A 12,119-nucleotide genomic window follows, 5' to 3' on the forward strand; every position below is an offset into this window, starting at 1 on the left:
CGGCGGGGACGGCTGTTCAGCCGTACAGCTCCTCGATTTCCGTTTCATAGTCCCTGACGACGGCGGCCCTCTTTAGTTTGAGGGACGGTGTCAGGTGCCCGGACTCCACCGTGAAGGCTGCATCCAGGACACGGAACTTGCGGATGGCTTCGGCCTGGGACACGAGGCTGTTGGCCTGGTCCACCGCTTCCTGGATAGCACTGCGCACAGCGTCGTCCGTGCACGCTTCCGCGGGGCTGAGCAGCGGGACGCTGCGCGCCGAGCACCAGTGCTCGAGTCCCTCGGGGTCGAGGTTGACCAGGGCAGAAATGAACGGCTTCCCGTCACCCACCACCACGGCGTGGCCCACGAGCTGGTGTTCGCGGATCTTCTCCTCGAGCGGCCCCGGCGCCACGTTCTTGCCGGCGGCCGTGACCAGCAGGTCCTTTTTGCGGCCCGTAATGGTGAGGAACCCCTCGGCGTCCAGCGAGCCCAGGTCCCCGGTGCGGAAGAAACCGTCCGCGAAGGCCTCGGCGTTGGCCGCCTCGTTGGCGTGGTAGCCCTTGAACACCCCGATGCCCCTCACCAGGATCTCGCCGTCCTCCGCGATCCGGATGGTGGTGCCCGGGATCGGGATCCCTACCGAGCCCACACGGGTCAGGCCCGGCGTGTTCACCGTGCACGGTGCGGTGGTCTCCGTCAGGCCGTAGCCTTCGAGCACGGCTATCCCCGCGCCCCTGAAGAAGTGCGTATCGCGGGCGTTAAGCGGGCCTGCACCGGAAACGGCGTACTCCATGTTGCCGCCGAACACCTGGCGCAGCCGGGGATACACGAGGCGGTCGAACAGTGCGTGCTGCGCCCGCAGCAGTGCACCCGGCCCGCTGCCCTTTCCGCGCCGGGCGGCATCCAGGGCCTCCGAGTGGCGGACCGCCACCCCGGCGGCGAGGCTGAAAAGCCGCAACTTCCCGGCATCCTTTGCCTTTTGCTCGGCTCCGGCGTGGACCTTCTCGAAGATGCGGGGGACAGCCAGCAGGAAGGTCGGCTTGAAGGTTCCCAGGTCATCGAGCAGCTGGGCAGCTCCGGAGGCGTGGCCGAGAGTCACTCCGGCAGTGAGGCACACCACCTGGACGGCCCGGGCCAGCACGTGGGCCAGCGGCAGGAACATCAGGGTCCTGGCGTCCTCCCGCTGCAGCAGTTCGGGGAGGACGGCCACGATGTTCCGTGCAACGAGGGCGAAGTTTCCATGCGTGATCTCGCACCCCTTGGGCCTGCCGGTGGTGCCGGAGGTATAGACGAGGGACGCCACATCCTGCAGTGCGGCTGCCGAGCGGTGCCGCTCCAGTTCGGCGTCCGTCACCCCGGCCCCTGCGGCGGCGAGGCTGGCAAGGTTGGGGGCTTCGCCGTCGTAATCCATCCGCACCACCGGCACCAGCCGGCCGGCGAGGACGCTGGAGGCGGACAGGACCTGGTCCAGCAGCGCCGCCTTCTGGCGGTCTTCGACGAAGACCCGCCCGGCGCCGGAGTCGGACAGGATCCACTCCACCTGGCTCGCCGAGGAGGTCTCGTAGATGGGCACGGTCACACCGCCGGCAAACCAGATGGCGAAATCCACGAGCGTCCACTCGTAGCGGGTGGCGGAGAGGACGGCGACGGTGTCCCCGGGCGCCAGGCCGCCGGCAATGAGGCCTTTGGCCAGGGCCGTGACCTGGTCAAGGAAGTGCCCGGCGGTGATGTTCTGCCAGCCGCTGGCGTCACGGCGGGCGTAGACGGCATGCGAAGGGTTGTGCCGGTAACAGTCCAGGAGCAGGTCGGTGACGTTGCTGCCGGCCTCCAGTGCAACCATCAGCTCCGTGCTTGCTTCCCTCACAGGCGGGTCTCCATTCCGTTGATGATCACGTCCGGGCTCCACCTGCAATCGTGCCTCAGATCCAGGAAGGCATCCACATTCTGAGCCGCCAGTCCTGGTACGTAATCATTTCGGCGGTCCACACCGGGTAGAAGAAGGAGGAGATCAGGACCGCGGCCACGAGGAACAGGGCGACGCCGTACAGCCCCGAGCGCCGGCGCCACGGCGGGTCGCTGGTTTTCCCCAGTACCAGGCCCAGGCAGTACACGAGCGCCAGGACCAGGAAGGGTTCGAAGGACACCACGTAGAAGAAGAACATGGTGCGTTCCGGGTACATGAACCAGGGCAGGTAGCCGGAGCCGACGGCGGCCAGCACGGCACCGGCCCGCCAGTCGCGCCTGCCCGCCCACCAGAACAGCAGGATGACGAGTGCGACGGCGGCGCTCCACCAGATCAGCGGGTTGCCGACGGACAGGATGGCCGAGGTGCAGTTGGCGAAATCACAGCCGGGGGTGCCCTGCTTGGGGGACTCGTAGAAGAACGAGGTGGGCCTGCCCATCACCAGCCAGCTCCAGGCGCTCGCCTCGTAAGGGTGCTCCGAGCTGAGCCCCTGATGGAACTTGTAGGCCTCAAAGTGGTAGTGCGCCAGTGACCGCACGGAGTCCGGCAGCCAGCCCCATTCCGCGCTGGGGTTCGTCTCCGCCCACCGCCGGTAGTAGGCATCCGTGGACCGGAACCATCCCGTCCAGCTGGCGGCGTACGTCAAGGCGGCCACGGGCACGATGCTGACGAAGGCCAGGAGCCCGTCCTTGGTGATTCCGGCACTGATCCAGCCGCGGACGCCGGCGGTCCGCCGGGCGCTCAGGTCCCAGAACACCGTCAGGAGCCCGAAACCGGCCACGAAAAACAGCGCCGACCACTTGGTGCCGGCTGCCAGGCCCAGGCAGATGCCTGCCGCAATCCGCCACCAGCGGACACCCAGCCACGGGCCGGACAGCAGCTGGAGCGTGGATGGCCTGCCGGTGGGGGAAGTGGCCGCCTGCCTGCCGAGCCGGGCCGCCAGCCGCCGCCGGCCGTCGTCGCGGTCCAGCAACAGGGCGCCGAACGCCGCCAGGACCCAGAACATCAGGAAGATGTCCAGCAGCGACGTGCGTGACATGACCAGGTGGTGCCCGTCGACGGCGAGCAGCAGCCCGGCCGCGCCGCCAAGGACCAGGGAGCCGAAAAGCTTCTGGGCTATCAGCGCGAGGAGGGCCACGGACAGGGTGCCGGTCAGCGCCGCGGCGAACCGCCAGCCGAAGGGGTTGTCGGCCCCGAAGAGCCACATGCCTGCGGCGATCATCCACTTGCCCACGGGCGGGTGCACCACGTATTCGGGCGTGTTCAGCAGCACGTTGGGGTTGCCGGCCACGAACGCGTCGTTGGCCTTGTCCGGCCAGCTCCGCTCGTAGCCGCTCACCAGCAGCGAATAGCCGTCCTTGACGTAATACGTCTCGTCAAACACGAGGCTGCGGGGGTTATCCAGCCGGACGAACCTCAGGACGCCGCCCACGGCGGCCGCCAGGGCGGGAACCAGCCAGAACCAGAGCCGCAGCGACGGCGGGTAGTCCCGCCACGTACGGATGCCGCCGATCAGGCGCCGGGTGAGGGCGTCAGCCGTGAATGCCTCCGAGGGGCGGCTGATCCAGCGCTTCCCGAGCGGGCCACGGCCTTCCGCGGCGGGTGCGGAAGCCGGGGTAATCGGTGGTTCGGCCCCGTCAGGCCGCACGGAGGTCTGCGTCACGAGCCCATGCTACCGTTTTGCGGCTGGTTCGAACCCGAAGAAAGGCGAGAGCGCCGGACGGCAGTAGGCTGGATCCGTGGACCATGAAGCGAACACCGCCCCTGACAGCAGTTCCGACGCCGCCAGCAATTCAGGGGCGGCCGGCAGTTCAGAACCGGATGCCGGGACCGCCGGCAGAAGGGAACAGGACCTCCGCAGCGGCGGTCCTGGACGGATCGTCCTGGCCGCAACACCCATCGGCAACGTGGGCGACGCTTCCTCCCGGCTCGTGGAACTGCTGGCGACGGCGGACATCGTGGCTGCCGAGGACACCCGGCGGCTGCACCGCCTGGTGCAGAGCCTGGAGGTCGCCGTGAGCGGGCGGATCATCAGCTACCACGAGCACAACGAGGCCACCAAGACCGCGGAACTCCTGGAGCAGGTCCGCTCCGGAAAGACCCTCGTCATGGTCACCGACGCGGGCATGCCCGCAGTCTCCGACCCCGGCTTCCGGCTGGTCGAAGGCGCGGTGGCTGCGGGACTCACCGTCACGGCCGTCCCCGGACCGTCGGCCGTCCTCACCGCACTGGCCCTGTCAGGCCTGCCCACCGACAGGTTCTGTTTCGAAGGGTTCCTGCCCCGGAAGGCCGGCGAACGCGCCGCCCGCCTGGCGGATCTCGACGCCGAACGCCGCACCATGGTCTTCTTCGAGGCGCCGCACCGGCTTGAAGCCATGCTGCGGGCGCTGCACGAGCGCTTCGGCCCGGACCGGCGCGCGGCGGTGTGCCGCGAACTCACCAAGACCTACGAGGAGGTCCTCCGCGGCTCGCTCCGGGAAATGCTGCAGTGGGCGGAGGCCAACGAGGTGCGCGGCGAGATCGCCGTGGTGGTGGCGGGTGCGCCGGAGCGTGCGCCCGGCTCCCCGGAGGACGGCGTCGCCGCCGTCAATGAACTCGTGGCCAAGGGTGTCCGGCTCAAGGACGCCGTCGCTGCCGTCGCCGAAGAAACCCGCGTGAGCAAGCGGGAACTGTACTCAGCCGTCCTCGCGGCGCGGTGACATCCCCGCTCCGGTAAGCCCGCCGGAACTGCTGTGCAGCTGCACAACGAATGGCGGGACGGGCAGTGCGCCGATGCGTAGACACTGCCGAGACGCGGGCAGTACCGTGGCTGTTAATCCAGCCAAGCGAGCAGCGGGCGGCAGGCGGCGGCACGCCGTGTGCAGGAGCTGCGCATAACCGGCAATCCGATTGCTGACGAGGGAGTCACCGTGTCTGTTACTACACAGTCCACTGCTACCGCAGAACGCGAGAGCGAATTGCTCGCGTCTGTTCCCACCGGCCTGCTCATCAACGGCGAGTGGCGTCCCGCGGCGTCGGGCAAGACGTTCGACGTCGAGGATCCCGCCACCGGGAAGACGCTGCTGAGCATCGCCGACGCCTCCGCCGAGGACGGCGCCGCTGCCCTGGATGCGGCCGCCGCCGCGCAGGAGTCCTGGGCCAAGGTGCCGCCGCGGGAGCGCGGCGAGATCCTGCGCCGCGCCTTTGAACTGGTCACCGAGCGGACCGAGGACTTCGCACTGCTGATGACCCTGGAGATGGGCAAGCCGCTGGCCGAGGCCCGCGGCGAGGTCACCTACGGCGCCGAGTTCCTGCGCTGGTTCTCCGAGGAAGCCGTCCGCGCCTTCGGCCGCTACTCTGTCTCGCCGGACGGCAAGTCCCGCCTGCTGGTGACCAAGAAGCCGGTGGGCCCGTGCCTGCTGATCACGCCGTGGAACTTCCCGCTGGCCATGGCCACCCGCAAGATCGCCCCCGCCGTCGCCGCCGGCTGCACGATGGTGCTGAAGTCCGCGAACCTCACTCCGCTGACCTCACAGCTGTTCGCCGCCGTCATGCAGGAGGCCGGCCTGCCCGCAGGCGTCCTGAACGTCATCCCCACTTCCACGGCCGGAGCCACCACCGGCCCGCTGATCAAGGACTCCCGGCTCCGGAAGCTCTCCTTCACCGGTTCCACCGAGGTTGGCCGGCGGCTGCTGTCCGACGCCTCCGAGACGGTCCTGCGGACCTCGATGGAACTCGGCGGCAACGCCCCATTCGTGGTGTTCGAAGACGCCGACGTCGATGCCGCCGTCGCCGGCGCCATGCTGGCCAAGCTGCGGAACATGGGCGAGGCCTGCACCGCCGCGAACCGCTTCATCGTGCACGAATCCGTCGCCGACGAGTTCGCGGAGAAGTTCGCCGCGAAGATGAAGGACATGACCACCGCCCGCGGCACCGAGCCCGAGTCCAAGGTGGGCCCGCTGATCGACGCCAAGAGCCGGGACAAGGTCCACGAACTGGTCACCGACGCCGTCTCCGCGGGTGCCACCACCGTGGTGGGCGGCGCCCCCGTGGACGGGCCGGGCTACTTCTACCAGCCCACCATCCTCAAGGGCGTCACCGAGGGAACCCGGATCCTGTCCGAGGAGATCTTCGGCCCCGTCGCCCCGATCATCACGTTCTCCGCCGAGGACGAGGCCGTGCGCCTGGCCAACAACACCGAATACGGGCTGGTGGCCTATGTCTTCACAAAGGACCTCAACCGCGGCATCCGCATGGGCGAGCGGCTCGAGACCGGCATGCTGGGCCTGAACGCCGGCGTCGTCTCCAACGCCGCGGCACCCTTCGGCGGCGTGAAGCAGTCCGGCCTGGGCCGTGAGGGCGGCCTCGAAGGCATCGAGGAATACCTCTACACCCAGTACATCGGCATCGCCGACCCCTACGCCGGTTAACAAGCCGGGCACCGGATACAACCAACTACACCCGGCGCAACGACACAAACGCACTGGCCCGCAGGAATCCTGCGGGCCAGTGCGTTTTTTGCGACGGGCAGTTGCCGCGGGGCTTAGCGGGCTGCGGCCCGGACGCTTGCGTACTCCTCACGGGAGACCGGGGTGGCCTCCGGTGATCCCAGCTCGCTGAGGGGAATCCGGTGTGTCTCCCTGGCGGACCAGGCTGCAATCGCCCCGATGACCGTGATGCCGAAGCAGATGGACCCCACAGTAAGGGGAACGTTTGCCGAACCCGGGGGAGCGACCACCGCGAAGAGGCTCGGCAGGAAGGACGTGGTGAGGAGCCCAATGTTCTGCGAGATGGCGAACCCGGTAACCCGCGTCCGGGAGGGGAAGAGCTCCTGGAAGAAGCTGGCGAAGGTGGCGTTCCAGACCTGGTAGAGCGTGCCCCACATCAGGATCGCCAGGACAATGGTCAGCGGCACGTTGTTCTGGCTGACCGCGTACAGGTACCCGTAGGCCAGCGCGCCGGAGCCCAACGAGCCGACGATCATCAGCGGCCGCCTTCCGAAGCGGTCCGAGAGGTCCCCGAACCAGGGGATAAGGGCCAGCGCGACGACGTTGGCCAGTACCGGGATCCAGAGGTAGACCGTGGTGCTCATGCCGATGCCGTACCCCGGCTGCGTGGCGTAGGCCGCACCGAAGACCGCCACGGTGACGCCCACAACGTTGACCAGCGTCATGCAGACTGCCCGCACAACGTTCAGCCCGCTTTCCCGCAGCACCTGGACCACCGGCATCCTGGGGACGTCGCGGTGTGCCTTCTCCTCCACAAACACGGGTGTCTCCTCAACCCGGCGGCGGATGATGTAGCCGGCAAACACCACCAGGGCGCTGAGGAGGAACGGGATGCGCCAGCCCCAGGCGTGGAAGTCTTCAGCGGTGAGCACGGCCGAGAGCGGAAGGAAGACGGCGGCGGCGATGATCTGTCCGGCCTGGGTGCCCTGGAGGGCGAAGCTTGCATAGAAGCCGCGGCGGCCGAACGGTGCGTGTTCCACAATCATGGCGCTGGCCCCGCTCAGCTCGCCGGCCACGGCGAATCCCTGGATCAGGCGGAGGACCAGCAGTAGCGCCGGGGCCAGGATGCCGACCTGGTCGTAGGTGGGCAGCAGGGCGACCGCAAAGGTAGAGGCGCCCATCAGCAGCATGGCCAGGACCAGGACGTTCTTGCGGCCGTGCCTGTCGCCCCACTGGCCGAGGACGAAGGCTCCGATCGGGCGGGCGACGTATCCCACGGCGTACGTGCCGAGCGAGGCGATCAGCGCTACAGTCGGGTTTCCGGCGGGGAAGAAGACGGTAGGGAAGACCAGGGCTGCGGCCTGGGCATAGATGAACCAGTCGTAGTACTCGAGGGCGCTGCCCACCCAGCCGCTGGCGGCAGCCTTTCTGGTGCTGTTCGATCGGCGCGAGCCTTTCTGAATCGATTCAGTCGAAGTCCGCAGCTTGTGTGTGTCGCTCTTCATGTCGTCCTCCTTTGGACAATTCGTCTGCCCCGCTGGACAGGCCCCGTCGCTGGGTCCCGGATCAGGCGGAAAGATTGCGCTCGCGTCGCCAAGGCCGCTACGGTCCGCAGGCATCTTGGAATGGATGCCACTCCTGGGAACGGATTGGAATGCGCTTTCCCGTTTCTCAAAGATAGGGTGGTGCCGGTCACATGTCAACCGTGGGGGTTGCTAACGCGGCTAGCCGGCGCGCAGGCGGCGAAGGCCGCTGCGGGTCCTGCGCCACAGCGCCGAGGCTGCGTGCCCCACCCGGGACGCCGCCCGGCCCATGACACCGAAAGGCCATCGGGCCACGGATCCCCAGCGGGAGAGCACCGACGGCGGCAGCCAGTCGGCGCGGAGCCGGCCTACTACGCCGGCATTGCGGCGCAGCGCCTGCCGCACTTGGCCGACGTGTCCGACGGCGGCTTCCTCCGGGAGGCCGTGGCGCTCAGCGTCCTGGCCTGCGGGCCGGCCGTACTGATGCCGTTCGTAGGCATCCGTCAGGACCGACACGGCATGGACCGTCTGCGCAGGGAAAGTCCGGGCGTTGTGCGCGGATCCGCTGCCCGTGTTTGGTGCGCCGCCGGTGTCTGGTCCGCTGCCGGGATCTGTTTCGGCCCGCAGCCGCATGGCCGGGGAGCCGCACAGCCGGGCCGAGAATGTCCGCGGAGTCTCGCTGGGCTCAGGACGCACGCCGTAGTCAGTGGCCAGGTCCTGGAGTTCCGACCAGACGAGCGGCGGCTCGGCCAGCCGGTTCCTGCCGGTGCCCGTTCCCCTCAGGCGCCGTGTCCGGACGCCTCCGCGCACCAGGCGGGGTGAGGCGGCCAGGAGGACCAGCAGAAGAACCCCGGCGGCGGTGTAAAGAGCGGGCGCCAGCTGGCTCCGGGCGTCGGCGGTTCCGCTCCCCGGAAGGGGGAGGGGGGCAGGTGCCGGCGCCGACGACGGCGCTGTGGCGCCGTTGCTCGGCACCAGGCCGTCGTTGTTTTGTTCGTTGGTGCTGGTTCCGCCGGACGCTGAGGAGTCCTGCGCGTAGGCGGGCACCACGCCCCGTGAGGGAGTGGGCTCAAACGGGACCCAGCCAAGGCCCTGAAAGTACAGCTCGGGCCAGGCATGGGCGTCGCGGGCGTCGACTTCGTATTCGGGGAGTGCTCCCTGGCCGGCGACGGACACCGTGGCGCCGGTCTGCCTGCCCGGCGCGTAGCCGACGGCGATCCTGCTCGGGATGCCTTCAAGCCGGGCCATTACCGCCATGGCGGAGGCGAAGTGGATGCAGTAGCCGCTCTTCTGGTTCAGGAAGTCCGCCAGGACCGACAACCCGTTTCCGTCGTACCCGTTCTGGACAGGCGACTCCAGGGAGTAGGTGAAGCCCGGGCCGCGCAGGAACCTCTGGATCGCCATCGCCTTGGCATAGGCCGTTCTGCTGTCCGCGGTAACGGACTCGGCGGTGGTCCGGACGATGTCCGGAACATTCGACGGCGGCCGGATGAACTCCTCCGGCACGCCCTGGACCGGAGCGGAGGACGCATCCAGCAGCTCCGTAGTCAGCTTCGGCACCGAGGACTGCACCAGATACTGCTGGTCGCGGGAGTTGGTGTCGGTGCCTTTGATGCTCAGGGTCGCAGGATCCCAGCTCCACCGCCCGGTCAGCCCGTTCACGGATTCGGGGGCGTACGGAACGGGAAGGTAGGGGCTGGTGAAATCGCCGGTGTTAACCACCGTCACCTGCCGGGTCTGTTCGGGTGCCAGGATCTCGTGTCCCGCGTCCATCCGTCCGGTGCCTGCCCGGCGGCTCGCATTGCGGTCGTCCGGGGACCAGGACTCGCCGTCGAAACGGTCCACAGTGACGGAGCGCAGGTAAAGCGGAGTGGTGGCGTTGGTGGCGTAGGTGATCCTCCCCTCGCCGGTCGGGGTGCGCAGGCTGTTGCCGAGGCTGATCATGGGGTTCAGTCCTGTGGCTGTACTCCAGGGGTTCAGCCGCGAGCCTTGGGGGAACGTGCCCTGGTCGAAGCCCGGAACCACGAGCTGCAGCAGCAGCGTGACCACCAGCGCCACGCCTCCGGTCAGCGCGGCGCGCCTGACCTGGCCCGGGTTGCGGGCGGTGTCCGCCTGTGTCCGGGCATCGGGGGCAAACCACTGGCTGCAGGCGAGGATCACCAGGTAGCCGGCCGCCGTCGTCACGAATCCCAGCCATCCGACGCTCTGCGGTTTGATCATGGCCGGAACAACCAGCACCGCCAGCAGGCCAAGTCCGCTCGTGGCCGGCATGCCCAAAGGGAGGGCCAGCGCATCCACGAGGATGACGACGAGTCCGAGCGCGGCGCATGCCACGAGGACGATGCCGGCATTGGGTGCTACCGGCGAGCTCTCGGCCAGCACCGTTTCGCTCGCCCGGCGAAGGTGCCTGCCCAGCGCGTCGAAGGTTGCCTGGGAAGGAAGGAAACCCGCAATGCTGTCACGCCGGAAGAAGGTGAACGTCAGGATGAGGGCCAGGGATGCAAGGCCTCCCGCGGCCACCAGCAAGGGCTGGGCCCGGAACGTGCGCAGCAGTGCCATGGTCAGCGAGACCACCACCACCGTGGTCAGGACAGGCAGGAACCACGCCCAACCCCTCAGGACCCCGTTGAGGGACAATGACGCGCCGCATACGGACACCGCCACCGCGCCGGCCATAACCCAAGGAAAAGCACCGGCCCCGAACCTTCCGCTGCCGGGGGAGCCCGGGACGGGCTGCGGCTGTAGTCCGGTCCCGGCCTGCGGTTGTGACGTCAGTGTCATCGCCCCACCTCCGCCCCGCGGCGGACGTCCGCCGCAGCCGTCCACAGGGCGGCGTCGCCCTCGTCGAAATAGGTCCAGGCGGCCGGCAGCGACGTGGACGCCTCGACGGCAACAGCGCGCCAGCCACCGAAACGCAGTGCCTCGAGCAGATCGTGGCACTCCGCGGGTTTGTCTGTGATCAGCACGGCAAACGCGTTGGCGGCATAGCCGGCCGCGGGGGCGAGGGCCCGCGCCTCCGCGAGCGAGATCTTCCCGAGGAGCGCCAGGACCGGGCCGCGCATCCGGTGGGCCGCGAGCTTGTCCATAAGCCGGTCATCAAAGACGGACTGGGCAGCATCGGCACTGCCCGCATGCTCGCGGCGCCCTGTGTCGTGTTCCCTGCGGGCGTGGTGCGGGCCGGTCAGTTGGATCGCGGCGAGGCTTTCGGCGATGGACTGGATGCCGGCCGCGCCGCTGTACAGGTCGTTGTCAGGCTCCGGGGCCGAGGATGAACGCTGGAAGGCTGGTTCACCGGCCGCGTCCAGGAACCGCAGGGAGTAATTGAGTTCCGCGAGGTGGGCGCCCACGGACATGGCCGCGGTAACGGCCCACTCAAAGGTGTCGCTCGTGACGAGGTCGCTTCCGTCGTCGGCCGGGCTGCCGAACCCAGGGCCGCCGAACACCGAGCCGTAGCCCGAGGAATGGGCCACGAACCTGTGGTCCAGGATCACCGTGGCCTCGGGCGTGGTGACCGATTCCTCCTGCCGGACCATCAGGGCGCCGTGCCGGGCGGTGGCCGGCCAGTGCACCCGGCGCATCGGATCGCCATGCCGGTACTCGCGTGTCATGACGTCGTCGTCGCTGGGATTGGCTCTCGTCCGGGTGGCGGTGATGCCGTCGTTGCCGCGCGCGCCGGCAAGGCCGGTGGAAGGGAGTTCGATGGCCGCCGGCGTTACTGTAAGGGTGTCGCCGTCGTCGATCGAATGCCTGTGCAGTGACAGCCCGAACGGATCCGTAAACTCGGCGGTGACGGGGCCGATGGTGAACTGTCCCCGCTTTCCGGACCTCAGGTGGTACTCATAGCGGCTGGTGCCGCCCGAGGCGGACCTGGCGGGGAAGCGGAAGGCCGGGGATTCACCGAACCGTGGCGGCAGCCGCTCCTCCATGATGACCCGGCCTGTGCCCAGCCCGGTCCGGGCGACGGCCAGCCGGACTGTGGTGACGGAGTCTGTCTCCACCGTGGAAGGGCTGAATTCCCGATACACCCGGAACCGCGGTTTGACCACCCTGATGCCAGCCAGCGAAACGAGCGGCAGGACAAGCAGCAGGACGCCGAGGGCCAGAAGGTCGCGGCGGCCCATGACCTGGGCACAGAGCAGCGAGACGGCGCCGGCCGCCAGGAGTCCCCAGCCCCGGGAGCTGAAGAGATGTCGCGGGAGGCTGTCCAGCAGTGCCACGGTGATGGTC

Annotated in this window: 7 protein-coding genes; 2 read left to right on the forward strand and 5 right to left on the reverse strand. The window is 68.7% G+C overall.

Annotated features, from left to right (window positions below; genetic code table 11):
- Nucleotides 1-16: 16 nt before the first annotated feature.
- Both LFT45_RS07195 and LFT45_RS07200 read right to left on the reverse strand, forming a co-directional pair.
- Nucleotides 17-1,846, reverse strand: coding sequence for an AMP-dependent synthetase/ligase (locus LFT45_RS07195; RefSeq protein ID WP_236807708.1), 1,830 nt, complete (start codon nucleotides 1,844-1,846; stop codon nucleotides 17-19).
- A 55-nt stretch (nucleotides 1,847-1,901) separates the two neighbouring features.
- Nucleotides 1,902-3,608: a dolichyl-phosphate-mannose--protein mannosyltransferase gene (locus LFT45_RS07200; RefSeq protein WP_236807709.1), complete on the reverse strand. Its 1,707-nt coding sequence runs from the start codon at nucleotides 3,606-3,608 to the stop codon at nucleotides 1,902-1,904.
- A gap of 214 nt (nucleotides 3,609-3,822) precedes the next feature.
- Between LFT45_RS07200 and rsmI the strand changes: the two genes are divergently transcribed.
- Both rsmI and LFT45_RS07210 read left to right on the forward strand, forming a co-directional pair.
- A complete protein-coding gene (gene rsmI, locus LFT45_RS07205) occupies nucleotides 3,823-4,644 on the forward strand; it encodes a 16S rRNA (cytidine(1402)-2'-O)-methyltransferase (protein WP_236809115.1) in 822 nt (273 codons plus the stop codon).
- A gap of 210 nt (nucleotides 4,645-4,854) precedes the next feature.
- Nucleotides 4,855-6,354, forward strand: a complete 1,500-nt coding sequence (locus tag LFT45_RS07210) for an NAD-dependent succinate-semialdehyde dehydrogenase (RefSeq protein WP_236807710.1) — start codon at nucleotides 4,855-4,857, stop codon at nucleotides 6,352-6,354.
- A 113-nt stretch (nucleotides 6,355-6,467) separates the two neighbouring features.
- On the opposite strand, the gene LFT45_RS07215 is transcribed toward LFT45_RS07210, so the two are convergent.
- The 3 genes from LFT45_RS07215 to LFT45_RS07225 all read right to left on the reverse strand — a co-directional run bounded on the left by LFT45_RS07215 (nucleotide 6,468) and on the right by LFT45_RS07225 (nucleotide 12,109).
- Nucleotides 6,468-7,877 (reverse strand): MFS transporter, encoded by a 1,410-nt coding sequence (locus tag LFT45_RS07215; protein ID WP_236807711.1) that lies wholly within the window; start codon nucleotides 7,875-7,877, stop codon nucleotides 6,468-6,470.
- A 219-nt stretch (nucleotides 7,878-8,096) separates the two neighbouring features.
- On the reverse strand, nucleotides 8,097-10,673 hold the full coding sequence (locus tag LFT45_RS07220; protein WP_236807712.1) for a transglutaminase family protein: 2,577 nt from the start codon (nucleotides 10,671-10,673) through the stop codon (nucleotides 8,097-8,099).
- Entirely contained in the window at nucleotides 10,670-12,109 is a 1,440-nt protein-coding gene (locus LFT45_RS07225) for a DUF58 domain-containing protein (protein WP_236807713.1), read from the reverse strand. Before LFT45_RS07225 ends, LFT45_RS07220 begins: the two co-directional genes overlap by 4 nt.
- Nucleotides 12,110-12,119 lie beyond the last annotated feature (10 nt).

This window comes from Arthrobacter sp. FW305-BF8 (assembly GCF_021789315.1).
Taxonomy (GTDB): Bacteria; Actinomycetota; Actinomycetes; order Actinomycetales; family Micrococcaceae; genus Arthrobacter.

What these genes read in the sequence shown, in the direction of transcription:
- LFT45_RS07215 (WP_236807711.1), bottom strand. Translation starts at nt 7,877, where the DNA reads ATGAAGAGCGACACACACAAGCTGCGGACTTCGACTGAATCGATTCAG.
- LFT45_RS07220 (WP_236807712.1), bottom strand. Translation starts at nt 10,673, where the DNA reads ATGACACTGACGTCACAACCGCAGGCCGGGACCGGACTACAGCCGCAG.